We start from the raw sequence: 24,831 nt of genomic DNA, 5'->3' as shown, positions 1-24,831 counted from the left end.
TGTGCAGCCTTCAATGCGGCGGGTGCCTGACCGTGCGAGCCCGGTGACGGGCACGGCACAGCCTGCCCGCCTGGCGGGCGTCTCCCATGGTACTGGGCCCGAGGCGTCACCCCAGCGAGTGGAGTAGCTCACCCCTTGCCCCACCCACGAGTGAGCCGCCCGGAAAGTTCCAGTACTGCGCCCGCGCGCGCCTCGGGCGAGGCTCAGTTGCCGCGGAGGGCGACGCTCAGGGCTGGGGACAGGTCGCCGCCGCCGGCCATCCGGACCTGGTCGAGGCCCAGCCAGCCGGCTAGCTGGACCAGCTCGGCGGCCAGCTCCTCGGGGGTCTCGGCGGGTGCGCCGGGCTCGGCGTGGGCTGATTGGACCAGGAGGACGCCGGCCGTCCGGTCCGCCTTGAGGTCCACTCGGGCGACCAGGGTGTTGCCGAGGAGGAACGGGAGGACGTAGTACCCGTGGATCCGTTTCTCGGCGGGGACGTAGATCTCGATCCGGTAGCGGAAGTCGAACAGGACCTCGGCGCGGGTCCGCTCGAAGACGAGGGAGTCGAACGGGCTGACCAGCGCCCTCGTGTTGACCCGGCGGGGCAGCTTGGCGTCGCGGTGCAGGTACGCCTGGCGCTTCCAGCCCTGGATCATGACCGGCAGCAACTCCCCCTCCTCGACCAGCTCGGCGATCGCCTGCGCGGTCGGAGCGGGCCCAGTACGGAAGTAGTCCTTCAGGCACTGCGCGGTCGCCACCCCGTGCGCGCGAGCCGCGATCGACACCAGCCCGCGGTGCGCCTCCTCCGAGGTCGGGGTCGGCGTCGCCACCACCGAGGCGGGCAGGACGCGCTCGGGAACGTCGTACATCCGCTCGAACTGCTGGTTCCGGCGAGCCACGGTGATCTCACCGGCGAAGAACAGGAACTCCAGCGCGCGCTTCACATCGGACCAGTTCCAGCCCCAGTTGTTCCGGTCGCGCTCAACGTCGTCGTCGATCTCGCGAGCCGTCAGCGGCCCGTGGTCGCGCACATCGGCGAGCACCTGCTTCACCAGGTCCGGCCGCTGGACCGCGATCGACCGCGGCCCACCCCACGCCTCGGTGGCCGCCCGGGCCATCCGCCAGCGCATCAGCGGATGCGTCTCGACCGGGATCAACGACGCCTCGTGCGCCCAGTACTCGACCAGCTTGCGCGGCGACTTTCCGGCGGCCCGGTCCAGGAGATCGCGCGGATACGGCCCGAGCCGGGAGTACAGCGGCAGGTACTGCGCGCGGCTGAGCACGTTCACCGAGTCGATCTGGATCAACCCGATCCGCCCGAGCACGCGCGTCAGCGCCCTCAGGTCAGGCACCCCTTTCGGGCGCGGGTCGGTGAACCCCTGGGCCGCCAGCGCGATCCGTCGGGCCTGAGCCGTCGACAACACCTCAGTAGTCACCCGAGGAAGTCTGCCCGAGCCCACCGACAAAAATGGCTAGAGCCTCCGCCGGACCATCCGGAAGTGCAGCAATCTCGTCTCGCCCGACGCTTGAGCCCCGCCGGCCGCCGCCAGCAGGCCACGGAAATGCTCGAAGGCCGCCAAAGCCTCCGGCTGCCGGCCGTCGCGGTACAGCGCGAGCATCTGGGTCACGCAGAGCCGCTCGCTGAGCGGGTACTCAGCCCTGGCACCGGCCAGGAAAGGAAGCACCACCGCCGATGGGCGCAGCTCCAGCAGTACCTCCGCCAGCTCCTCGACCGCGGCACCCCTGGTCGCGACGATGCCGGCACGGGCGGCATCGAAGGCCGGCCCGGCCAGACCAGCCAGCGGTTCCGCTCCCAACCGGCGCGGCCACATCGCGAGCGCCTGCTCGAGGACCGTCATGGCCTCGTGCCACCGGCCATCAGCCCGGAGCCGGCGGGCCTGCTCGGTCCTGGCCACGAACTCCGTCGCCTCCAGCGAGCCCGGCTCGACGGCGAGCAGGAAGGTCCCGTTGCTCAGCCCGATCAGCCGGCCGCCGTCCATCCCGGTGACACCCGGGTCGATGAGCCGGTCGAGCTCCTCGACGAGTCGCTGGATCGCCCCGATCGGGTGGCCGGACGAAACACCTCGCCAGACGGTGGCGTGGATCCGCGCGACCGGCACCGGCCGGTTCGGGTCGAGCAGCAGGGTCGCGAGCAGTGCCCGCAGCTCGGGCCGGTGCACCTTCAGCTCACGGTTGCCATGCCACACCCGCAACGGCCCGAGAATCTCGTACCGCACCCTCATCCAGCCTCCCCAGGTCCGGCCCGACCCTATAGCCGCCGAAGGGGTTAGGAGTCCTGTACGTCGATGACCACCAGCCGGTCGGCGAGCTGGGGGGCCAGCTGGGTGGGCAGCAGTTCGCGCGTCCAGAGCTCGTCGACCAGGCGGAACCGGCCCTGCTGGGTCCGGCTGGCGACGATGGCCGCGGCCTGTCTGCCGGTGATGCCGGGGAGAGTGTCCAGCAGGTCGACCGGCGCGTCGTTGACGTCGATCAGCCCGCCGTCGTCGAATTGCCGGGGCAGATCCGGGCGGCCGATCCCGAGAGCCCGCGCGCGAGTGGGCTCGGTGGCGGCGATGTGGCGCGCCTGATTCCGGAGTAGGGCGTCGTTCGAGGGCATGGGCGGGGGCTGGTAGCCCATCTGCGGTGGCCGGTACTGCAATGGCTGGTACTGCAGGGGCTGGTACTGCAGGGGTTGGTATTGCGGCCGCCGGTTGTTCGGGCTGCCGATGACTACCGCGGCCTGGATGGCGCAGGTGACGTTGACCAGCACGTACAACAGCGTGGCCAGCACCTGGCCGGTGCTGAGCTCAGGTGCGTCGGGCTCGAGCACGTAGAGGATGTAGAAGACAGTCGTGGCCAGATAGGCCAGTGCCGAGAGCCCGAGCGCCGCACTGCGCCGCTTGATGGCCACCAGGCCGGTCATCAGCCATCCAGCCAGACCGACGCTCGCTATCGGCACCGCAGCGCCGAGCAGCTTGAGCACCAGCAGCTTCCAGATCGACGGCCGAGCCGGTTCCTGCGGATAGCCGTAACCGACAGTCTCCATCGGGCCTCCCCCATCGGGTCAGAGTGTAGAGATCGAGGTGGTCATAACTCCAGAGTTACCGGAAGTGAGAGGTGCGCTACCAGGGGTAGCCGGGAGAGTGTGCGGGTAGGCAGCGCCGCCCGCGCAGCCCCTATCACTGTGGAGTGTGAGGCATGGCAAGACTTCAGCTGGTTCGCGCCGTTCTGGCGGCTGGTGCATTGACCGCGGCGTCCGTCGGCGCAATCTCCGCGACCGCCGCCCCGGCCCCCGACGGCCCGCATACCCGGATCGTCGGCGGCACCATCGCCCACACGGCCGACGCCCCATGGGCGATCCAGTTGTCGAACAGCGGCTCGCCCGTCCCATCCAAGGAGTACTGCGGTTCCACGCTGGTCGCGGCCAACAAGATCGTCACGGCAGCGCACTGCTCCGACCAGGCGGCGAGCACCTACACGGCGATCCAGGGCCGGGACGTACTGACCGACAAGTCGGTCGGTACTGAGTCCAAGATCAGCAGCATCTGGGTGGACCCGGAGTACGGCAAGTCGCCCGGGCACGACGTGGCGGTCATGACCCTGACCACCCCGTTCACCGGCGTACCGACGCTGGCACTTGAGACCAGTACCGCGGCTGACGCGGAAGGCGCGGCCGCGGTCGTCTACGGCTGGGGTGCAACGGAGCAGACCGGCCCGGAGGACACCTTCCAGAAGGTCGACGCCCCGGTGCTCGGCGACGCCTACTGCAGTGACGTGTACGCGAGCGAGGGCTACACCGCAGCCGGTGAGATCTGCGGCGGCTTCAAGGAGGGTGGCAAGGACTCCTGCCAGGGCGATTCAGGCGGCCCGCTGGTCCTGAACGGCCGTCTCTTCGGGGTCGTCTCCTGGGGCATCGGCTGCGCGGACGCCGGCAATCCGGGCGTCTACGCCGAGGTAGCCACCTACGCCACCGCATTGCAGGCGCAGATCGACGGCTAGACCTTCACAGGGGAAGGATGGAAAGGACCCGGGCGGATCAGCTCCCCTGGGTCCTTTCTCTTCTCCTCAGCACCGGCCGTAGCCGGACAAGCGGGAGGGCCGGACGCTCTGCGGCGCCTGACCCTCCTGCCTTCTGTGACTCCTCCCGAGGCTCAGACAGCCAGCCGGATCACGCCGTAGTCGTAGCCGCGGCGGCGGTAGACGACGCTGGGCTGGTTCTCGTCGGCGTCGACGAACAGGTAGAAGTCGTGGCCGACCAGCTCGAGCTCGTAGAGCGCCTGGTCCAGGGACATCGGCTTCGCGGTGTGGGTCTTCTCGCGCATCACCAACGGCCCGTCACCGGTCACCGTCAGCGAGCCGAACTTCTGGGTGGTCACCACGTCCTCGGCGACCGTCTCCGCCGGCACCGCGTCGGCGCCGTTGGGTGACTGCTTCGCGGCGACGTGCCGCAGTCCTTCAGGGGCGTGCTGGCCGGTGTGCAGCCGACGGCGGTCGGCGGCCTTGCGGACCTGGGCCTGCAGCCGGTCCAGGGCGACGTCGAACGCCGCCTGCTTGGTCTCACCACAGGCTTCTGCCCGGACCACGGGTCCCTTGGTGTACATCGTGAGCTCGACGCGCATCGCCCGGTCGTGCTGTCGCGGGTTCTTCTCCTGGCTGACTTCTACCTCGCATCGCAGTACCCGGTGATCGACCTTCTCGATCCGCTCGAGTTTTTCCTCGACGTACTGCCGGAAGCGGTCACTGACCTCGCAGTGATGACCCTTGACAACGACGTCCACGGAAACCTCCATCGATCGACGACTCTGTTACGTCTTCGGACCCCCGTAACCATGGCTCGGACGCCCGAAACGAAGAAACCCGCTGTCCGGCCCGGCGAACTCCGTGGGAAGGAATCCGGCTGATCCGGTCCTCGCCCACATCCCAGTCCGACAAGCCCAAGCGGGTGTCATAGGCCAACGCTAGTCGGCTTCGGCGAAAACCGGTAGGGAAGGTTTCATGAACCGGATGGTGCGCGTCGCCGGGTCGCGGCCAGCACGGCACAGCCGAGGACCGGAATTCCCCGTACTGCCAGGGCGCGGCACGCCTCGGCGACCGTGGATCCAGTGGTCAGTACGTCGTCGACCACGATCACCGGTTGATCCGTCAGCCTTTCAGCCCAGCGCGAACGAGCCGAGAAAGCCCCGGCCAGGTTGGCCGCACGCCGCTCAGCGGACAGTCCGGCCTGATCCTGCGGACGCCGTACTGCGGTCAGCGCGTCGGCAGTCCTGACGTCGTACCCGTCTCGGCGGAGGCTCCGGGCCGCTGCCGCCGTGATCCGTCGGAGCGGGTCGTGTCCGCGTTGCCGGACCGTGGACGGCGCGGACGGCACCGGGCAGAGCCAGGCTGCGCGCCCAGACCCCAGCGTCCCCTGGATCGCCACAGCGAGTGACTCACCCAGCGGGCGAGCCAGCCCGTACCGAGCGTGTTCCTTGTGCGCAAGGATCATCGAGCGCACAACCCCGCCGTACTCCGCCACAGCTGTTGTCGGCCGCAACCAGCTGGGCACCGGCTCAGGCCAGGCCCGGTACGGCGTACTGGTGGCCAGCGCGCGGCCACAGTCGAGGCAGAGCGAGACTCCCGGACGGTCGCAGCCCGCGCAGCGCCCACCCAGCACGAGATCGACGAGCGCATCCCGCAGCAACCACCCGGACCACGATCCGCGATCGCGACCCCGGACTGCAACCGCGATCCTGCCGACCTGTGGAAAAGCGCCGGCCTGTGGAAAACCGGGGTCAGCCCGGATAGACCGGCAGAATGCGGCCTTCGGGCCCATCGGCCAGGGCGACCCAGTTGAGGTCCTTGCCCTGCCAGTGCAGCTTCCCGCTGGCGTCCTGGACGGCGGGCAGGGTGTCGAGGTTCGGGTTCGAGGCCACGTGGACGGCGTCGAACTGGCTGCTCGCGCCCGCGATCACGTTCAGCTGCGAGCCGTCCACATTGACCTGGAACGGCCGCGGCGGACTCCCCTTGGGGGACTTGCCCGCCACCAGGATGCCCGCGTTGTTCCAGGACGCGTCCGTGATGTCCGCGAGCTGCAACTGCAGCGGCTTGAACCGGCCGAGCTCCAGCTGCTTGCCGTCGTTGCTCCCCACGGTCGCCGTCAGCACACTGTTGACACCCTTCGACTGCATCAGCAGCAACGCCCGGACACCGTCCGGCGCCATCCGCAGCTCGACCGGCCGGCCGTAGTCGCCGAACTTGGTCAGCACTGTGGACAGCTTGCCGTCCGGCGAGCGCACCCGCAGCCTGGGCTTGGCGGTGTCCGCCCGGTCCAGGATCCAGAGGTTGTCCTCACCGTCGAAGGTGGGACGCAGCACCGCACCCTCGGTCGGGATCAGCGATTCGCGTTCCTCGTTCTTCGGCGCGCTCAGCCGGGCCAGGACGACGACCGGCTTGCCGCCGCCCTTGGTGGTGGTGACGATCGCGCCGGCGTCAGCGCGCAGGTTCACCGCGAACGACTTCGCGTTGTACCCGTAGAGCTGGCTGTCCTCGAGCGGTTTGGCCTCGATGGTCTGGCCGTCGTCCTGGCCCTCGATCCGCTGGACCTTGCCGTCCCGCAGACCGTAGAGGTCCTTCAGCCGGCCGCCCGGCACGGACGGGTCGTAATCGCCGAAGTCGGTGTACGAGACCTCCAGCTGCTCGGGCAGCAGGGGGGCGCCTTCGATCGTGATCCGGATCCTGGTGATCGGGCGCAGCGTCCAGGCGATCTGGGCGGCCAGTTGCTCGCGGTCGGTTATGTCGGTCAGTGACGCGGCCGGGTCGCTGAGGGCCACCGTCGCGACGCCTGACTCGACCGGCACGGACACGTCCACCGTCGTCCCAGGTGGTGCGGCGGACACGACGCTGTTGCCGAACCGGTTGGTCGGGCCCTTCAGCAGTTCCTGGATGAGCTGGGTGGCCTCCTGCCCCGCGGACAGGTTGAACGGCAGCAGCACCGGGTCCGCAACCAGTAGATGCTTGGCCGGGTTGAAGAAGTACAGCGCGCGAGCGGTCAGCTTGGACGGCAGTTGGTTGCTGCCCAGGAAGACGAGGCCGGGCGGCGGGTTGGCCACCCGCCACTCGTTGGACACCTTCGTCAGGTCGAAGACCCAGTTGAGCGGGGTGCCCGGCGCGGCCGGGGTCCACGAACCGCGGGCGTCGATGGTCGCGATCAGCGGTGCGGACAGGTGCACCTTGCCGTCGGCCGAGTTGACCACTCCCGAGCCGGGGTTCTGGTCGTAAACCAGGGTGCTCTCGGGTTTCCAGGCGGCGCCGGCCGCCGGAGTCAGGTACTCCCGGGCCACGTCGACACCGGTCGAGTCCGACATCGCCTCCAGGAAACCGTTCACCAGCTGGAACGGCTCCGCGCCGGGGCGGGGTGGCTGCGCCTCGACCCCGGTGCCGCCGCTGTTGGACGCCGGCCCGTCCTGGCTGCTGTTCCGGATCGGTCCCTTGGTCGGTACGGTCGTGCAGCCGGCCACGAGCAACGCGGTCGCCACCGCAGCGGCCAGCAGTCTGGATCTCACGACTCTTCACCACCGGTGAGCTTCTGGTAGGGCGCGCCGACGTCGACCAGCGACAGCTCGGTCACCAGTCGCACCGCGTCCGCGGGCCGGGCGGGCAGTGGCGAGCCGGTCAGCGTGATGTCCGGCCGGCGTGGCACCGTCAGCCGGAAGTACGCGCCGTCGCCGGGCGATCCCCAGGCGTCCAGCCGGCCACCGTGCAGTCGGGCGTCCTCGAGCGCGATAGACAGGCCCAGCCCGGTCCCGCCAGTGGTCCTGGCCCGGGCCGGGTCGGCCCGCCAGAACCGGCTGAACACCATGTCGGCCTCTTCGGTGCGGAATCCCACGCCGTGGTCGCGGACGGCCATTGCCGCGGCCTCGTCGTCGTACGCCGTACTGATCAGGATCGGCCGGCCCTCACTGTGCTCGATCGCGTTGCCGATCAGGTTGCGCAGGATCCGCTCGATCCGGCGCGAGTCGACCTGCGCACGGCACGGCTCGGGCATCTCCAGCCGGACCTCACAGCCCTTGCGCTCGAGCAGCGTCTCGTGGTTCTCCAGGACCCGGGAGACGATGTCGCGCAGGTCGACGTCCTCCAGGTCGAGCGCGGCGGCGCCGGCGTCGAACCGGCTGATCTCGAGCAGGTCGGCAAGCAGTCCCTCGAACCGGTTGAGCTCGCCCTGCAGCAGCTCGACCGAGCGCCGGGCCATCGGGTCGAAGTCTTCGCGGTACTCGTGCAGCAGGTCGGCCGCCATCCGGACCGTGGTGAGCGGGGTCCGCAGCTCGTGCGAGACGTCGGAGACGAAGCGCCGCTGCAACCTGGACAACTCCTCCAGCCGGCGGATCTGTTGCTGCAGGTTGCTGGCCATCTTGTTGAACGAGACCGCCAGCCGGGCCAGGTCGTCGGTACCACGGACCTGCATCCGCTCCTCGAGCCGGCCGGCCGCGAGCCGCTCGGCGATCCGCCGGGCCATCCGGACCGGGGTGACAACCTGGCGGGTGACCAGCCAGGCAACGGCGCCGAGCAGGACGACCAGCAGCAGCCCCGCGGTGAGCAGCGCTCGCTGGACGACGTCCAGCGTCTCCTTCTGCGCCGTCAGCGGGAACAGGAAGTACACCTCGTAGCGCTGGGCGCTCGAGTTGAGCACCCGGAGCTGGGAGCCGATCGCCAGGCCCGGCTCACTCGGCCGGCCGTTGTAGTCGATCTCCATGTAGGTGTCGAACAGCTTGGTCTGGTCCTGGCTGACGGACGCGCGCAACTCGGGCGGGATCGATTCGCTCATCACCTGGCCGGTGCTCCGGATCGCGTTGGAGTCGGCCTTGTCACTCGGGATCAGCACGACCTCGTACAGGCCGGGGCGGTTGGAGCCCGCGACCAGCTGCGACAGCTTCTGCTGGATCGCGCCGGGGTCGAGCGCGTTGAGCGAGCCGGACAGCGACGCGAGCTGCGCGACGGCCTCCTGCTGAGCGCTCTCGCGGCGGGACTCCAGGATGCCGTCGGTGACCTGGCTCATCATCACCCAGCCGACCAGGATCAGCACGATCGTCGACATCAGCAGCGTGCCGGTGACGATCCGGGCCTGGATGGAGCGCCGCCAGACGTCCGGCCAGTAGCGCGGATGGGTCCGCCACAACGGCTGCGGCTGGGCATGCCAGTCGGACCCTGCGGCGCTGAGCTCGATCTCGGTTCCGCGGGGCTCCGGCTCGGCTGCCGGCTTGTCCGCCTGCGACTGGTCGTCGCGTCCGTACTCGATCAGTCCGCACCGGCCTTGTAACCGACGCCACGAACCGTCACGACGATCTCCGGGTGCTCCGGGTCCTTCTCGATCTTGGACCGCAGCCGCTGGACGTGCACGTTGACCAGCCGGGTGTCGGCCGCGTGCCGGTAGCCCCAGACCTGCTCGAGCAGCACCTCACGGGTGAACACCTGCCAGGGCTTGGAGGCCAGGCAGACCAGCAGGTCGAACTCCAGCGGGGTGAGCTGGATCGTCTCGCCGCTGCGCTTGACCGAGTGGCCGGCCACGTCGATGGTCAGGTCGCCGATGGTCAGCGACTCCGGCCCGGGCTCGTCCATCCGGCGCAGCCGGGCCCTGATCCGGGCCACCAGTTCCTTGGGCTTGAACGGCTTCACGACGTAGTCGTCGGCGCCGGACTCCAGACCCAGGACGACGTCCACGGTGTCGCTCTTGGCGGTCAGCATCACGATCGGCACGCCGGACTCGGCCCGGATCGCGCGGCAGACGTCGATCCCGTCCATCCCGGGCAGCATCAGGTCGAGTAGCAGCAGGTCGGGCTTGAACTCACGGAAAGCAGGCACCGCCTTGTCGCCGGTGGCGACCAGATAGGTGTCGTAGCCCTCGTTGCGCAGCACGATGCTGAGCATCTCGGACAACGCCGTGTCGTCATCGACGATGAGGACTCGGCCCCGCATCGTCCGGTTACCTTCTGCCACGCCTTGCTCCTTGTACTGTCACGGCCGGTCCGGATCTGGCTGCGCCCAGCGGGCGCCGATCGTACGCACTACGGATAGTGTCCCATTCCCGGGGCAGCACACACGCCGGATCGCCGAGCGGGACGCCAGTAATGCGGTGTCATTCCTGACCCCACCCCACCGCCCCGGTCAGGTATGGCCCGCCCGGGCTGTGATCATGGTGCACTGCAGGGGTCGGGGACAACCCACCAGGGGCCGGTAGCGGCCCACCAGGGAGGGAGGGGCGGGATGCGCGACGACGTCGGGGTCTACGAGAGTTCGGAGTACTCCGAACCGTTGCGGCCGTGGCTGCCGGCCGATCTGCTGGACAACGCCGCCCGGACCATCTCCGACAACAAGGCGATCATGTTGGGCCTCCCTGTGCTTGCCGGGATCGCGCTGGCCGCAGTACAGGCCGGTCTGACCCAGCTCACCGTGCCAGGTGGGCTCAGTGGCTTCTTCAACGCCGACTCCCCGTTCGAGCAGGCCGGTATCTCCATGCTGGTCATGTACGGGGTGGAGCTGGTCCTGTTCGCCGTGGTGTCGAGCATGCTCTCGGGCATCATCGCCCTGGCCGCAGTGCGCAGTCAGCTCGCCAACCGGGTCGGCCCGCGCGAGCTGCTGAAGCTGGTACGCCGGTCGCTGCCCGCACTGGCGGCTGTAGGTGTCGTCCAGTCGTTCTGCTTCGTCGTGGTGATCGCCGGCTGGGGTCTGGGCGTCTTCGGCCTCGGCGCCGGCGCCGACGCGCTGATCTCGTCCGAGGCGGCCGGGCTGGTCGCAGTGCTGCTGGTCCTGGCCGGCGGCGTGCTGGTGCTGATCTTCGGGATCCGGCTCGTCCTGGCGGGCACCGTGGTCCTGATGGAGGGCAAGCACGCTCCGGACATCGGGCTCTACATCCCTGCCAGGGTTGGCGTCTGGGGCTCGCTTCGGCGGTCCTGGCGACTGGTCCGCGGCAAGTTCTGGCGAGTGCTCGGCATCCTGCTGTTCGGCGGACTGGTGGTGAACATCGTCAGCTACGCGCTGCAGTTCGGGATCGGCACCCTGGTCGCCACTCTCGGCGCCTGGGCCGACGGGAGCGACGACAGCTCGGCAACGGTCGTCGCGGTGGTCGTGGGCGTCGCCGCCGGGCTCGCGACCATCCTGACCCTGATCGCCAGCCTCGCCTTCATGTCGGCCGTCCAGGCGCTCATCTACCTGGACCTGCGGGTCCGGCGCGAAGGACTCGACCTCTGGCTGCGTCCCGCACTCCAGGCACCGCAGTCACCCCCGCGGCCGACCGGGCAGACTCTGTGAGGGCGCTGGTGTTCCTCGAGCCGCCGGTCGACATCAGTCGCGAAGACGCCGCGCGGGAGGCCGCCAAGGAGCTGGCCAAGCCCGCCTACGGCCAGGCCGGCGACAACGTCGTCTCCCGGGTGATCGACAAGATCCTGGAGTGGATCGGCGACCTGCTGAGCAACCTGACCGGCCAGTCCCCCGACGGCAAGACGGGCTTGACGATGCTCGTCGGGCTGATCCTGCTCGTCGTGGTCATCGTCCTCTGGCGGGCCGGCGTCCTGCGAACCACGCGCGGCAGCGGCAAGGACCAGGCGGTCTTCGACAGCGATCGGCCGCGCAACGCGTCGCAGTACCGCTCCCAGGCTGAGGCCGAGGCGGCGAGTGGTGACTACACGGCCGCAGTACGGAGCCGCTTCCGTGCCTGCGTTGCAGAGCTCACCGAGCGCACTGTGCTCGACGAGCGGCCCGGGCGGACGGCGTACGAGGCAGTGGCGGATGCGGGACGCGTGGTACCGGCTCTGCGTGAGCCGCTGCAGCCGGCGGCGCTCATGTTCACGGAGGTTGTCTACGGCAACCGTCCTGGGACAGCAGAGCGCTATGCCCGAGTGGTTGCCGCCGATGAGGCTGCCAGGCACGTGTCGACGCGACAGATGGTGCAGGAATGAGTACGGCGGTCGGCCGGAGCGGCACCGAGGCCTGGCGGGCCCTGCGTCTCCCCATGCTGCTCACAGGGGTAATCGTGCTCGGCGTGCTCGTACTACTCATCGCGGGAGCCGCCCGGACGTCAGGGCCGTTCAGCCCGGACTCTGCGGAACCGGCCGGCGCCAAAGCACTTGCGACCCTGCTGGGGGACCACGGGGTCAACGTACGTGGTACCGAGGACGTCCAGGACGCCCTCGACGGCGACTCCAGCCAGACGCTGCTGATCGCTCCCGGTGGCTCCCTGAACCGTTCCGACTTGCTGGACATCGCCAAAGCCGGTTGGGGGCACATAGTGCTCATCCGGCCGAGCACGAGAACGCTCGAGGTGGTTGCCCCCGGCGTACTGGATGCGAGCGCGACACTGCCCGAGGACAGCCGCTCCCCTGACTGCGACCTGCCGGCAGCCGTCAAAGCCGGTACTGCGACCGTCAGCGGCGTCTCGTACTCTGCGCCCGACTCGGCCATCACCTGCTACGGCGACGGCATCAACCACACGCTCATCCGGCTCGAGTCGGGCGGCAAGATCGTGGACGTCGTCGGCTCGCCACGGACCTTCACCAACGCCGAACTGGCCGATGACGGCAACGCGGCGCTCGCACTGAACCTGATCGGCACGCACCCGGACCTGCTCTGGTACCTGCCGCAGTACGACACGACGGGCTTCGACGATGAGGACGACACCTCCGACGGGCCACCACTGGTCCCGCCGGACGTCCGCTACATCGCCTGGGCACTGGCCTTCGCCGCCTTCGTCGTGGCGATCTGGCGCGGCCGCCGGCTCGGCCCGGTCGTACCGGAGCCACTGCCGGTCATCGTGCACGCGGCGGAGACCACTGAAGGCAGGGCGAGGCTCTACCGTCGTTCCAGAGCCCGCGACCGTGCTGCGGCCGCCCTGCGAGAGTCTGCCCTCGGCAAGCTCCACAAGGCGCACGGCATCCCCCGCCGGGCCGAGCCGACCGCCGTAGTGGCCGCGATCGCCGCCCGCACGGGCAGGGATCCGGTAATGCTCTACGAACTGCTCTATGGTCAACCACCGCTCGACGACTCCGCCCTCATGTATTTATCCCATCAGCTAGACGTGCTGACGCTGGAGGTACGACACCCGTGACGACCGCTATCGAGGTCACCCCTGAACGGGCCAGGCAGGCTCTGGTCGAGCTGCGGAACGAGATCGGCAAGGCCGTGGTCGGCCAGGAGACGGCGGTGACCGCCCTGGTCCTCGCGCTGCTCTGCCGCGGCCATGTCCTGCTGGAGGGCGTCCCTGGCACGGCGAAGACGCTGATGGTGCGGGCGCTGTCGATGGCGATGCGGCTGGAGACCAAGCGGATCCAGTTCACCCCCGACCTGATGCCCGGTGACGTCACCGGGTCGCTCGTGTACGACGCGAAGACGAGTGAGTTCGAGTTCCGCAAGGGGCCGGTGTTCACCAACATCCTGCTCGCGGACGAGATCAACCGGACGCCGCCGAAGACGCAGGCCGCGCTGCTGGAGGCGATGGAGGAGCGGCAGGTCACCGTCGACGGTGAGCCGCGCATGCTGCCGGTTCCCTTCGTCGTCGCCGCCACCCAGAACCCGATCGAGTACGAGGGCACCTACCCGTTGCCCGAGGCGCAGCTGGACCGCTTCCTGCTCAAGGTCACGTTGGACATGCCGCCGCGCGACGCGGAGATCGCGGTACTGGCTCGGCACGCGCAGGGGTTCGACCCGCGCGACCTTGCTGCGGCCGGGTTGCGTCCAGTGGCCGGGCCGGAGGACTTGCTGGCCGGGCAGGCGGCGGTGCGACGGGTCGCGGTACGGGAGGACGTACTGGCCTATGTGGTCGACCTGTGTCGGGCCACTCGGCAGTCGCCGTCGCTGCAGCTCGGGGTGTCGCCTCGTGGAGCTACTGCGCTGCTTGCGGTATCTCGGGCGTGGGCCTGGTTGTCCGGGCGCGACTACGTGATCCCTGACGATGTGAAGGCGATGGCCCGTCCTTGTCTGCGGCACCGGGTGCAGATCCGGCCCGAGGCCGAGCTGGAAGGTGTTACGGCGGACGCAGTACTGGAGAGTGTGCTGGCCACGGTGCCAGTGCCACGCTGATGGTCCTCACTGGCCGGGCCGGCGTACTAGCCGCCGCAGGGGTCCTCTTCGTCGCCGTGGTGATGCCGCGGTGGGCCGGGGTTGGCCTGGTGGTGGCTGTGGTCCTACTGGTGTGCCTGGTCGACCTGCTGCTCGCTGGATCGCCTCGGCGGCTGCAGCTCAGTCGGGAGGGCGACAACGCAGTACGGCTGGGTCAGCAGGCTGTCGTGACCCTGCTGGTGGCCAACCCGGGGCGCCGGGTCAAGGGGCTGCTGCGTGACGCTTGGCCGCCTTCGGCCGGAGTACAGGACCCGCCGCACAAGCTCGACCTGCCCAACGGCGAGCGGCGGCGGCTGACGACGCGTCTGGTGCCCACCAGGCGCGGGGATCGGCATGCTGATCGCGTGACTGTCCGGTCGATCGGGCCGCTCGGGTTCGCTGGCCGGCAGGGCGCACACAAGGTCCCTTGGACGGTGCGGGCGCTGCCGCCGTTCAACAGCCGCAAGCACCTGCCGTCGCGGCTTGCACGACTGCGTGAGCTCGATGGCCGCACCGCCTTGATGGTGAGAGGTCAGGGCACCGAGTTCGACTCACTGCGCGACTACGTGCCTGGCGACGACGTCCGCAGCATCGACTGGCGAGCCACGGCCCGCCGCAACACCGTCGTACTGCGTACCTGGCGGCCCGAGCGCGACCGGCAGGTGGCCATCGTGATCGACTCGGGCCGGATGTCGGCCGGCCGGGTCGGGGACGCGCCACGGCTGGACCACGCGATGGACGCAGCACTACTGCTGGCCGCCCTGGCGACTCGTGCCGGTGACCGGGTCTCCCTGCTGGCCTGCGATTCCGAGGTCCGCGCAGACGTCCGCCGCCCGGCCCCGCAGGACGTGCTGCCATCCTTCGTCAACGCGCTGGCCAACGTGGACGCCCAACTCGTCCAGACGGACTTTCGGGTGGTCGTGTCGCAGGTATTGGAGCGCCTGGGCCAGCGCTCCCTAGTAGTCCTCCTGACCGGGCTGGACCCAGCCGTGATCGAGGAGTCCCTCCTCCCGGTCATCGGCCCGCTCCTGCGCCGCCACGTCGTAGTACTGGCCTCCGTCGCCGACCCCCGCCTGACGGAGATGGAATCGACCCTCTCCGACATGATCGAGATCTACGGCGCCGCCTCAGCCGCCCGCACCCGCCTGGACCGCGAACGAGTAACCGCCGTCCTGACCCGAGCCGGCGCCACCGTCGTAGACGCCGACCCCGACCACATCGCCCCAGCCCTGGCCGACACCTACCTAGCCCTGAAGAAGGCCGGCCGACTCTAGGTATATCCGCTTTTCGATCCACCGCCGATGTGAGGTTGATCCCTTGTGGATAAGGGGAATCGAGGCATCGTCGATTTTCGCTCGACAGACTCTTGAGCTAAAGTCGAATGCATGTTCGATGATGGATGGGGAGATTTCGACGCTGCGGCGACGCTTGACGCCGCCGTCGAGTTCGACGTGGAGGAGAACCGGGCGGCGCTCGGCAAACTCCAGGCGACGTTGCACTTCGCCGACCTCCACGCCAGCCTGCCACCGGCCTTCCGGCGAGCCTCGCAGAAGCGGGGAGGTGAACGTCTCGTCGTGTACGGCGGTGATGGTTGCCCGGCGATCGCCGAGTTCGCTCCGGCCGAGTTCGGTGTGCTGCTGAAGCTGTCCAGCGGTGCTGCCGCTGCCTACATCGGCGAAGCACTCGCGCTTCGCCACCGCCTGCCCCGGATCTGGGCCAAGACGGTCAACGGTCAAGCCATCGTCTGGCGGGCCCGCGCTGTAGCCCGGGCCTGCCTCAAGCTGTCCCGCGAGGCTGCGGCGCTGGTAGACGAACGGGTCGTCGCCGTCATCGACACCCTGTCGGCCTACAGCCTGCAAAAGATCGTCGAGGCGGTGATCAAGGAAGCCGATCCTGAGGCCGCCCGGCAGGCCGCCGAAGAGCGCGCCCGGGAGCGTGGCGTCTGGGTTCAGCAGTCCGACGATCACGGCACCAAGACGATCTGGGTCAAAGCCGCGGCCGGTGAAGTGATCCGCTTCGACGCGACCATCAACGACCTCGCGTGGGCCCTGCAGATGCTCGGCGACCCCGACACTCTCCAGGCTCGTCGCGCGAAGGCAATCGGCTGGATCGCCGATCCACTAGCTGCCTACGAACTCGTGGCCGCAGCCCGCTACCTGGCCGCCCAGCCCGATAACTCAGCCCCCACGAAGGACGGCCAGGACTCCCCCAGAGAGCCCACTGCCGCGGCACCGGACCTAGCCGCTCCCAGACACCTTCTCGATGATGCCGAGGCTGACTCCCACGCCCGTCACCACCGCGAGCCTGATCCCCACACGCCTGACCACCGCGAGCCTGGCCGCCGCGAGCCCGACCACCGCGAGCCCGACTCTCCCGAATCTGGCACTCATGGGTCTGGCTCCGACGAGCCTGAGCTCCGTGAGCCTGACCTGGACGATTCCGGTCTCGACGACGAAGCAGATCGCGACGTCGTCGATCCGCACCTCGGCGATCAGCCAACGCACCCTGCCGCCTGCCCCGCCGCGGCAACGAAGGCAGCCATCGACCCGTTCTCACGCCATCAGTTGGCCGGCAAGCTGGCCGCGATCAAGAAGGCAGCCGCAGTTGCCGCCACCGGCATCAGCCGGGCCGACCGCGTCGTCCTTTACGTCCATCTCACCGACCAGGCACTGCTCAGCGGTGAGGGCGTCGTCAGGGTCGAGAACCACGGATCGATGCTCGCTGCCCAGCTCAAGGAGTTGCTCGGCCACGACCGGGTCATCCTCAAGCCCGTCATCGACCTCAACCAGCACGTCGACGTCAACGCCTACGAGATCCCCACCCGGATCCGCGAGCGCGTCGGACTCACCCAGCCGGTGGAGAGATTCCCTTACAGCACAGCAGAAACCACGGCCCGCAGCGACCTGGACCACATCAAGCCCTACGACCCTCACGGACCACCAGGCCAGACGAGCACCAGCAACCTCACACCGGCAACGCGGTTCCACCACCGCGTCAAAACCCACGGGCGCTGGAAGGTCCAGCGGTCCGGCGAAGGAGCACTGCAATGGACCACCCCGAACGGCTTCACCTTCCGCGTCGACCACCTGGGCACCCACCGACTCACGGAGTAATCGCACATCCCCAACGACCTCCCCGAGTGCGAGGCCGTCGTCGATCGGTGCCGGCAGACGACCATCCGGTTGGCCGTCTCCTACAAGGCAGCGGTGCCCGGCTGCTACGAGGTGGCGGGTGCCCGGCTGGTGACGGCCAGGTGGTTGGCGCGAGCGGCGACGACGGCTTCTCCGTGGGTTTCGGCCCAATGGGCCACGTGCTGGAGGGCTGCGTTGAGGGCGCGGCCGGGTTCGGTCAGGGCGTACTCGACCTGGGGTGGGACCGTCGCGTGGACCGTCCTGGTGACCAGGCCGTCGTGTTCGAGGCCCCGGAGGCTGGAGCTCAGCATGCGCTGGGTGACCGGGGTGAGGATGCGGCGGAGTTCGTTGAAGCGGACCGGGCCGTTGCGCAGCTCGAACAGCACCTGCATCGACCACTTCTCGCCGATCAGCGTCAGCGTAGACCGCACCAGCTCACACGAGCCGATTCGCTCGTCATCGGATCCCATGGGTTCCTTCCTTAATACCTGGTGCGGTGAAACTGCCTTCTTGCCGGCGTTCATCAGCAACGTCAGGCTGACCGTGTTCCTTCCCCGGTACCGATTGTGAGCCCTTCCTGATGAGTTTCCCGTGGTCCGACCTGCCTCACGACGACCCGGAGTGGTTCAAGCGCGGGGCCCTGTATGTGCCGTCCGGTGAGGGCCCCACCGTCTGGGCCGCAGGTGACGTCTACACGATCAAGGCGAAGGCTGCTCAGACCAATGGTGCGTTCGGCTTCATCGAGGCGACCGTTCCGGCCGGTGGCGGTCCGCCGCCGCATGCGCATCCGGATGAGGAGGAGACCTTCTACCTGCTGTCCGGCGAGCTCGAGTTCCTCGACGGCGACCACCTCTTCATCGCCAAGGCCGGCGACTTCATCCACATCCCTCGCGGCGTCCGGCACCGCTTCCACAACATCGCGAACCACGCCGCCAAGATGATCTTCATGTTCACCCCGGGCGGCACCGAAACGGTGATCGCCGACCATGCCCTCCCCGCCGTCCCCGGCCACGAGGTCCCCCCGATCGACGACGACCAACTGGCCCGCTTCGCCCGAATGAACGAATTGGCCAGCACCATCGCGCTCCCGGACCCGTCCTAGACCAGCCCGAGCGGTTCGTGAGGTTCGGGCGGAAGTACGACGGTCAGCTTGTCCCCGGGCCGCACCAAGCCGCCTACGTTGACAACACTCATGATCCCGACCCGGCGAACGATCGTCCCGTCCTCGGCCTTCCCCATCACCTGCCTGAGCAGGCCCTTCCGCAGCCCGTTGATCTGACTGCAGGGGTCCCTCAGCCCGGTGACCGTCACTGTCGCGGTCTCACCGAGCTGGAGCTTCGTTCCGGTCGGGAGCGCGAAGAGTTCCAGCCCGACGGTGGTGACGTTCTCGCCCAGCTCACCCGGTGCCACGTCGTAGCCCTTGACCGCCAGCTCGTCGAGCACCTCCCGCGGGATCAGGTGGACCTGCCGGAGGTTCGGCGCAGTGCGATCTTTACGCACCAGATGAAGATGCTGCACGGTCACTCCCGCGTGCGCGTCGCCGTCCACGCCGACACCTTCGATCAGCCGGATCTCATCAACCGCGGGCTTGCTGAACCGGTGCTTGTCGTCGCAGTGGACTGAGTCGACTCTCACCAGCTCAGCCTAAGTGACCGGCCAGCTTTCCGGGCTGGACAGCAGGGCCCAGCACCAGGCCAGCTGGCCCGGCGCAATTCCACCTGCAGCGAAGCACGGGCGGAGGCACACGGAGTCACAGACGCGACGCAGGAGCAGCGCGCACGTGCGCGCTGCACCACCCGCGCGAGCGTGCGTCGCAGGAGCAGCGCGTGGACGCGACACAGGAGCAGCAGGTACGAGCGACGCAGGAGCTCTGTTCGGGTGGGAGCGGTGAGGGGTGAGCAGCGTAGGAGCCAGCGGGCGAAGCGGCGTGGGGGTTACAGCAGGTGGCAGGCGGCTTGGGGGGTGGTTTTGTTGGGGAGGATTGGGAGTAGGTCGGTGCGGCATTTTTCCGCGATCGGGTTTCCGGCGGCGACGATCTGGCAGCGGGGATGGAAGCGGCAGCCGGTGGGGATGCGGGTCGGGTCCGGGGGTTCGCCGGTGAGGACGATGCGTTTGGGCGACTCGGGGAGTACCGAGAGCAGGGCCTGGGTGTAGGGGTGCTGGGGGTTCTTCAGGATCTCTTCGGTGGGGCCGGACTCGACGATGCGGCCGAGGTACATGACGGCTACCCGGTCGGCGATGTTCCAGGCCAGGCCCAGATCGTGCGTGACGACCAGCGCCGACAAGCCCAGGTCGTCGCGGAGGCGGAGCAGGAGGGCCAGGATCTCGCCGCGGACGGAGGCGTCGAGGGAGGCGACGGGTTCGTCGGCGATCAGGACCTTCGGGTTGAGGGCGAGGGCGCCGGCGATGACGACTCGTTGCCGTTGACCACCGGACAGCTCGTGCGGGTAGCGCAGGAAGAAGCGCTCCGGCGGCCGCAGGCCCGCGTGCGACAGGGCTTCGGCGACGACTTTCTCCTCGTCGGCCAGACCGTGGATCCGGGGGCCTTCGGCAACGGCTTCGTAGACCGTCTGGCGCGGGTTGAGCGACCCCATCGGGTCCTGCAGGACGAGCTGGACCTGCCGGCGATGGGCCTTCAAAGCCTTCGACCGGTACGAGAGTGGCGATCCGGCGTACGAGACCGTGCCCGAGCTCGGGCGCTCGAGGCCGAGCAACGTCCGGGCCAGCGTGGTCTTGCCGCAGCCGGACTCGCCGACCAGGGCGACGATCTCGCCGTCCCCGACCGCGAGGTTGACGCCGTCGACCGCCCGGGCGCGCCGGCCGCGGGAGGAGAACTCGACCGCCAGATCAGTTGCCTCTAGCAAGATTCCTCCAAGACCAGTACACAGGCAACCGTCCGCTGATCGCCCGCCGGCCGCAGCTCGACGTCAACGGTCGAGCAACTGTCGAGCGCCACTGGGCACCGCGGATGGAACACACACCCCGACGGAAGCTGCTGCGGATCGGGCGGGTCTCCCCCGAGCCCGCGAGGCGCAAGGCGGGACGCAGGATCGCCAACGGTCGGGAATGCGGCCGCCAGCGCCTGACTGTAAGGATGCCGGAACGTACCACCGGAAGGACCGGTCTCGACCAGTCGGCCGGCGTACATGACTGCCAGCCGATCGCAGGTATCCGCGAGCACCGACAGATCGTGCGAGATCATCAGCAACGAGATCCCGTGCGACGCGATCAGCTCCTTGATCAGCGTCAGCACCTGCGCCTGCACCATCAGGTCGAGCGCGGTGGTCGGCTCGTCGGCGACGATCAACTGCGGCTCGCACGCGAGCGCCATCGCGATCATCACTCGTTGCCGTTGGCCACCGGACAGTTCGTGCGGATAGCTCCGCGCCCGCCAGGCCGGCAGGCCCACCTGCTCAAGCAGGGAAGCGACTCGCGAGCGAGCCTTCTCAGCCGAGCAGATCTTGTGCACCAGCAAGGGTTCCGCGATCTGGGTGCCGATCCGCTGCACCGGGTTGAGCCCGTGCTGCGCGCCCTGGAAAACGATCGACGCCTCAGCCCAGCGGACCGCGCGCAACCGCCCCCACTTCATCGCGAGCACGTCCTCACCGCCGAGCATGATCCGCCCCGAGGTCCGGGCGTCCTTCGGCAGCAACCGCAGCAGCGCCATCGCCAGCGTCGACTTCCCCGACCCCGACTCACCGACGACCCCGAGCGCCTCGCCGGCCTCCAGCGTCAACGACACGCCCCGTACGGCGGGCACCTCGCCCGACCCAAGAAGGTAGGTCACGGACAGGTCGTCCAACTCGAGCAGGCTCATCAGACGGCCCTCCGCAACCGCGGATTCAGCACGGACTCCAGCGCCCGGCCGCACAGCGTGAACGCCAGCACGACGATGACGATGCACAGACCCGGTAGGAGGATGTACCACCAGGCGCCCGACGTGGCCGCGCCCCAGTCGTACGAGCCGCGGAGCATCGTGCCCCAGGAGGTCTTGTTCGCGCTGACACCGAGGAACGCGAGCGTCGACTCGGTGACGATCGCGCTCGCCACCTCCAGCGTCGTACTTGCCAACAGCAACGGTGCGACGTTCGGCAGCACGTGCCGGGTGGTGATGTGCCAGTGACCGCCGCCCAACGCCTGCGAGCGTTCGATGTACGGTCGCGCCTCCACCGCCAACGTCTGCGCGCGGATCAACCGCGCCGTCGACGGCCACGAGGTGACGCCGATCGCGGCGATGATCGTCACCGTGCTGCCGCCCAGGATCGCCGCCAGCACGAGCGCTGTCACCAGCGACGGCAGGACCAGGAACCAGTCGGTGATCCGCATGACGATCGCGCCGATCCAGCCGCGGAAGTGGCCGGCCGCGATCCCGAGCACGGTCCCGATCACCATGCTGAGCAGCGCGGCGAGGAAGCCGATCAGCAACGACGTCCGCGATCCCCACCAGATCATCAGCAGCACGGACCGGCCGGACTCGTCCGTACCCAGCGGGTCGTCCCAGCTCGGCGGCGCCAGCTTCGCGCCGGTCCCGCTGACCACGTTCGTCACGCCCTCGTCGATGAACAGCGGCGCGATCACCGCGAGCAGGACGGCGAGCAGCAGGATCACCAGCCCGGCGACACCGGCCCGATGTTTCCGGAAGCCCGACCAGAACCGCTGCAGGGCAAGGCGCCGCCGCGTCCAGGTGATGCTCACGCCGACCTCACCCTCGGGTCGAGGACGTGGTACACGACGTCGGCGAGCGTGTTCATCAAGATCACCGACACCGTGATCAGCAGGAAAGTCCCTTGCATCAAGGTGAAGTCGGGCACCCGGATCGCCTCGTAGAACAGCTGCCCCAGCCCCGGCCAGCTGAAGATCGCCTCGACCGTCACGGCTCCGCCGACCACGAACCCGATCCGCATGAAAACCAGCGTCACCGTCGGCAACAGGGCATTCGGTACTGCGTGCCGCCGCCGGATCTCATCGTCGCGAAGCCCCTTCGCCCGCGCCGTCGTCACGTAGTCCTGCCCCACCTCGTCGAGCACCGACGACCGCATCACCAGCAGGTACTGCGCGTAGACGACCGCCACCATCGTCAAGCACGGCAACACCATGTGCTTGGCGACATCCAGCACATAGGCGAACCCGTCGGGCGCGTCGACGCTCTCGATCCCGCGGGTCGGGAAGATGCCCGGGATCGGCCCGATCCCCGCGGCGAACACCATCAGCAGCAGGAGCCCGAGCCAGAACGTCGGCACCGACCACAGCACCAGTGACACCCCGGTGGAGAACTTGTCGAAGCGGCTGCCCGGCTTCCACCCGGCGCGCGCTCCTTGCCAGATCCCCAGGCTCACGGCCAGCACCAGCGCCGTACCGGTGAGCAGCAGGGTCGCGCCGATGCGTTCGCCGATCAGGTCGAGGACGGGTCGCTTGTACTCGTAGGAGATCCCGAGGTCGAAATGCACCGTCTGGTTGACGAAATGCACGAACTGTTCGAGCAACGACTTGTCCAGCCCGAGCCGGCGGCGCTCCAGGTCGAGCTGCTCCGGCGTCATGTTCCGGCCTTGCGCCAGCGCCCGGACGGGATCGCCCGGCAGCAACCGGAAGGCGAAGAACGTCGCGACGATCACCATCGCGATACTGAGCAGCGCACCGCCGATCTTGGCGGCGGCGTACCGGAGCAACCCCCGGCGGGTGGGTTGCTCGTCGATCGCCTCAGCCGCCGGTGGTGCGATCGTCATCGCACCACCCGATCACCGGCGTACCTCATTCGCGGTCGTCCGTGACGCTCTTGCGACGACGGGTCAGGAAGAAGCCGGCTGCGAGCAGTACGACGACGGCCGCGCCCACCCCGACGATCACGCCGGTGTTGGATCCGCCGTCGTCGGCGGTCGTACCGTCCTTGGAGACCGCCTGGAGCGTGTAGAACGGCCAGTAGCCGCTGGCGCCGTACAAGATGCCCTTGTCCTCGGGGAGCGGGGTGATGCTGGCGATCCGGTCCTTGCGGTAGCCCTCGAGGTTGTTGGGGTAGTACAGCGCGATCACCGGGGCGTCCGTGTAGAGGCGCTCCTCCATCTTCTTGATGATCTCGGCGCGCTTCGGCGGGTCCAGCTCCTTCAACTGCTGCTGGTACAACGCCTCGTACTGCGGGTCGCAGTAGAACGACTCGGTCCCGCCGCCCTCACCCGATGCCGTCGGACGCCGGCTGCACAGGTGCGTCGCGAGCACCTCCTCCGGATCCGGGTTCACCGACCAGCCGCTGATCGCGATGTCGAACAGCGCCGTCGTCCCGGTCTCCTCGGTGAACTTGCTGGAGTCGAGCCGCTTGGTGGTCAGCGTGACCCCGAGCTCCTTGAACCAGCCGGTCAGGTACTCCGACAGCTTCTCCTCGATCGGGGTGTCGGTGTGGATGCTGAACCGGAACTGCAGCTTGCGCGACCCGTCCGGCATCGTCCGGATACCGTCGGCGCCCTTCTTGTAGCCGGCCTCGTCGAGGATCTGGTTGGCCTTGGCAATATCGAAGCTGACCTTCTCATCACCGCTGGCCTGCCAGAAGAAGTCCTTGTACATCGGCGGGATGATCGAGCCGTCGGACGCCTTGGCCAGCCCGTTCTGCACCTCGTCGACGAGCTTCTGCTTGTCGATCGCGGTGTGCAGCGCCAGCCGCACGCGCGGGTCCTTGAGTGCCGGATGCCCGTCACCGATCGGCTTGTTGTCGCTCGTCGTCGCACCGTGGTTGATCTGCAGGTAGGTCGCCCGCCGGCCCTCGGTGTTCCACTGGACGACGTTCGGGTCGCCCTTCAGCGCGTCGAAGTCCGGCGGCGCGAGCCGGCCGATCAGGTCGATGTCGCCCTTCTTCAGCCCGACGATCGCGGCCGCCGGGTTGTCGTAGAAGATCACCTGCAGCTCGTCGATCTTCGGCGCTCCCCGCCAGTAGCTCGGGTTCGCCTTGAGCTTCACGTACTGGTCCTTCTTCTGCTCCACCGCGATGTACGGCCCGCTCGTCACGGCCGGGAAGTCGTCTGCCTCGTACTTCGCGATGTCGCCGACCTTCTCCCAGACGTGCTTGGGCATGATCGGGACCGGGTTGTCGAGCATCGACGCCTGCGGGGTCTTGAGCTTGATGGTGAGGTCCTGGCCGCTCGCGGTGACGCCGGCGAAGTTCTCCACCGCCGGGCCGTTCGCGGTCTTCGCGCCGTCGTCGGTGATCATCTTGTTGAACGTCCAGGCCGCGTCGTCGGCGGTGATCGGCTGGCCGTCCGACCACTTCGCCTGGCGGATCTTGAACGTCCAGGTGAGGCCGTCCGGTGTGGTGGTCCACGATTCGGCCAGGTCGGGGCTCGGCTTCAGCGTCTTCGAGTCGGGCACGGCCAGGAAGCCGTACATCCAGCGGTGGATCTGCGACGAGACCACCCGGACCGCCAGGAACGGGTTCATCGAGTCCATCGCCTGGGTGGCGCCGACTCTGATCACCTTGGGGGTCGCCGGGTCAGCCGCCTGAGCGGTCAGCCCGGGCAGTCCTCCCAGCGCCAGCATCCCCAGTACCGCCGCCGCGCCGATCCATTTCCGCATCCGCCCCACGCACCTTCCGCCCTGGTGTTTAGGGAGAAAACCACACTATAAGTGCATCTCCCGTCAACAATTTACGCACTTTTGTCACGGTTCCGTTGTCTCTGAC

At 68.6% G+C, this 24,831-nt stretch carries 23 protein-coding genes; 8 read left to right on the top strand and 15 right to left on the bottom strand.

Features of this window, described 5'->3' with window-relative positions; all coding sequences use genetic code 11:
• Positions 1-203: 203 nt before the first annotated feature.
• From G3I17_RS04545 to G3I17_RS04535, 3 genes are read right to left on the bottom strand one after another with little or no spacing between them, the layout of a single operon-like run.
• Positions 204-1,415, bottom strand: a complete 1,212-nt coding sequence (locus G3I17_RS04545; protein WP_164594393.1) for a crosslink repair DNA glycosylase YcaQ family protein — start codon at positions 1,413-1,415, stop codon at positions 204-206.
• A 36-nt stretch (positions 1,416-1,451) separates the two neighbouring features.
• The gene (locus G3I17_RS04540; RefSeq protein WP_164594392.1) at positions 1,452-2,222 is read right to left on the bottom strand and encodes a BTAD domain-containing putative transcriptional regulator; all 771 of its coding nucleotides are present in this window, start codon (positions 2,220-2,222) and stop codon (positions 1,452-1,454) included.
• Positions 2,223-2,266: 44 nt separating this feature from the next.
• On the bottom strand, positions 2,267-3,025 hold the full coding sequence (locus tag G3I17_RS04535; RefSeq protein WP_164594390.1) for a helix-hairpin-helix domain-containing protein: 759 nt from the start codon (positions 3,023-3,025) through the stop codon (positions 2,267-2,269).
• A gap of 152 nt (positions 3,026-3,177) precedes the next feature.
• On the opposite strand from G3I17_RS04535, the gene G3I17_RS04530 reads away from it, so the two are divergent.
• On the top strand, positions 3,178-3,978 hold the full coding sequence (locus tag G3I17_RS04530; protein WP_164594388.1) for a serine protease: 801 nt from the start codon (positions 3,178-3,180) through the stop codon (positions 3,976-3,978).
• A gap of 152 nt (positions 3,979-4,130) precedes the next feature.
• Here the strand turns inward: G3I17_RS04530 and raiA are convergent, their stop codons facing one another.
• The 5 genes from raiA to mtrA form a co-directional block, all read right to left on the bottom strand.
• Entirely contained in the window at positions 4,131-4,757 is a 627-nt protein-coding gene (gene raiA / locus G3I17_RS04525; protein WP_164594386.1) for a ribosome-associated translation inhibitor RaiA, read from the bottom strand.
• 215 nt (positions 4,758-4,972) lie between these two features.
• Positions 4,973-5,659, bottom strand: a complete 687-nt coding sequence (locus tag G3I17_RS04520) for a phosphoribosyltransferase family protein (RefSeq protein ID WP_203589748.1) — start codon at positions 5,657-5,659, stop codon at positions 4,973-4,975.
• Positions 5,660-5,750: 91 nt separating this feature from the next.
• The gene (locus G3I17_RS04515; protein WP_164594384.1) at positions 5,751-7,520 is read right to left on the bottom strand and encodes an LpqB family beta-propeller domain-containing protein; all 1,770 of its coding nucleotides are present in this window, start codon (positions 7,518-7,520) and stop codon (positions 5,751-5,753) included.
• Positions 7,517-9,130, bottom strand: a complete 1,614-nt coding sequence (gene mtrB, locus G3I17_RS04510) for an MtrAB system histidine kinase MtrB (RefSeq protein WP_203589747.1) — start codon at positions 9,128-9,130, stop codon at positions 7,517-7,519. The genes G3I17_RS04515 and mtrB overlap by 4 nt, the downstream gene beginning before the upstream one ends.
• Positions 9,131-9,249: 119 nt before the next feature.
• Positions 9,250-9,927: an MtrAB system response regulator MtrA gene (gene mtrA, locus G3I17_RS04505; protein WP_026163715.1), complete on the bottom strand. Its 678-nt coding sequence runs from the start codon at positions 9,925-9,927 to the stop codon at positions 9,250-9,252.
• Positions 9,928-10,215: 288 nt separating this feature from the next.
• Here mtrA and G3I17_RS04500 point away from each other — a divergent pair, with 288 nt between their 5' ends.
• The 6 genes from G3I17_RS04500 (at position 10,216) to G3I17_RS04475 (ending at position 17,153) form a co-directional block, all read left to right on the top strand.
• Positions 10,216-11,259 carry a hypothetical protein gene (locus G3I17_RS04500; RefSeq protein ID WP_164594382.1) on the top strand — a complete coding sequence of 348 codons (1,044 nt, stop codon included), beginning with the start codon at positions 10,216-10,218 and terminating at the stop codon, positions 11,257-11,259.
• Positions 11,256-11,906 (top strand): DUF4129 domain-containing protein, encoded by a 651-nt coding sequence (locus G3I17_RS04495; protein WP_203589746.1) that lies wholly within the window; start codon positions 11,256-11,258, stop codon positions 11,904-11,906. Before G3I17_RS04500 ends, G3I17_RS04495 begins: the two co-directional genes overlap by 4 nt.
• Entirely contained in the window at positions 11,903-13,051 is a 1,149-nt protein-coding gene (locus G3I17_RS04490; RefSeq protein ID WP_164594380.1) for a DUF4350 domain-containing protein, read from the top strand. The genes G3I17_RS04495 and G3I17_RS04490 overlap by 4 nt, the downstream gene beginning before the upstream one ends.
• Entirely contained in the window at positions 13,048-14,022 is a 975-nt protein-coding gene (locus G3I17_RS04485) for a MoxR family ATPase (RefSeq protein WP_164594378.1), read from the top strand. The genes G3I17_RS04490 and G3I17_RS04485 overlap by 4 nt, the downstream gene beginning before the upstream one ends.
• Positions 14,022-15,314, top strand: a complete 1,293-nt coding sequence (locus tag G3I17_RS04480) for a DUF58 domain-containing protein (RefSeq protein WP_164594376.1) — start codon at positions 14,022-14,024, stop codon at positions 15,312-15,314. Before G3I17_RS04485 ends, G3I17_RS04480 begins: the two co-directional genes overlap by 1 nt.
• 111 nt (positions 15,315-15,425) lie before the next feature.
• Positions 15,426-17,153, top strand: coding sequence for an HNH endonuclease signature motif containing protein (locus tag G3I17_RS04475; protein ID WP_164594374.1), 1,728 nt, complete (start codon positions 15,426-15,428; stop codon positions 17,151-17,153).
• A 104-nt stretch (positions 17,154-17,257) separates the two neighbouring features.
• Here the strand turns inward: G3I17_RS04475 and G3I17_RS04470 are convergent, their stop codons facing one another.
• Positions 17,258-17,641: a helix-turn-helix domain-containing protein gene (locus G3I17_RS04470; protein ID WP_164594372.1), complete on the bottom strand. Its 384-nt coding sequence runs from the start codon at positions 17,639-17,641 to the stop codon at positions 17,258-17,260.
• A 110-nt stretch (positions 17,642-17,751) separates the two neighbouring features.
• Here G3I17_RS04470 and G3I17_RS04465 point away from each other — a divergent pair, with 110 nt between their 5' ends.
• Positions 17,752-18,273, top strand: a complete 522-nt coding sequence (locus G3I17_RS04465) for a cupin domain-containing protein (protein WP_164594370.1) — start codon at positions 17,752-17,754, stop codon at positions 18,271-18,273.
• Here G3I17_RS04465 and G3I17_RS04460 read toward each other — a convergent pair.
• The 6 genes from G3I17_RS04460 to G3I17_RS04435 form a co-directional block, all read right to left on the bottom strand.
• Complete coding sequence (locus G3I17_RS04460) at positions 18,270-18,806, bottom strand: MOSC domain-containing protein (protein ID WP_164594368.1); 537 nt, start codon at positions 18,804-18,806, stop codon at positions 18,270-18,272. The genes G3I17_RS04465 and G3I17_RS04460 overlap by 4 nt on opposite strands.
• A gap of 299 nt (positions 18,807-19,105) precedes the next feature.
• Positions 19,106-20,035 carry an ABC transporter ATP-binding protein gene (locus G3I17_RS04455; protein ID WP_164594366.1) on the bottom strand — a complete coding sequence of 310 codons (930 nt, stop codon included), beginning with the start codon at positions 20,033-20,035 and terminating at the stop codon, positions 19,106-19,108.
• Positions 20,029-20,988: an ABC transporter ATP-binding protein gene (locus G3I17_RS04450; protein ID WP_164594364.1), complete on the bottom strand. Its 960-nt coding sequence runs from the start codon at positions 20,986-20,988 to the stop codon at positions 20,029-20,031. Before G3I17_RS04450 ends, G3I17_RS04455 begins: the two co-directional genes overlap by 7 nt.
• Positions 20,988-21,866 carry an ABC transporter permease gene (locus tag G3I17_RS04445; protein WP_164594362.1) on the bottom strand — a complete coding sequence of 293 codons (879 nt, stop codon included), beginning with the start codon at positions 21,864-21,866 and terminating at the stop codon, positions 20,988-20,990. Before G3I17_RS04445 ends, G3I17_RS04450 begins: the two co-directional genes overlap by 1 nt.
• Complete coding sequence (locus tag G3I17_RS40385; protein ID WP_164594360.1) at positions 21,863-22,894, bottom strand: ABC transporter permease; 1,032 nt, start codon at positions 22,892-22,894, stop codon at positions 21,863-21,865. Before G3I17_RS40385 ends, G3I17_RS04445 begins: the two co-directional genes overlap by 4 nt.
• A 25-nt stretch (positions 22,895-22,919) precedes the next feature.
• The gene (locus G3I17_RS04435) at positions 22,920-24,725 is read right to left on the bottom strand and encodes a peptide ABC transporter substrate-binding protein (protein WP_164594358.1); all 1,806 of its coding nucleotides are present in this window, start codon (positions 24,723-24,725) and stop codon (positions 22,920-22,922) included.
• Between the last annotated feature and the right edge of the window lie 106 nt (positions 24,726-24,831).

This window comes from Streptomyces sp. SID13031 (assembly GCF_010548305.1).
Classification (GTDB): domain Bacteria; phylum Actinomycetota; class Actinomycetes; order Propionibacteriales; family Kribbellaceae; genus Kribbella.
This window is presented reverse-complemented; position numbering and strand designations above follow the sequence as displayed.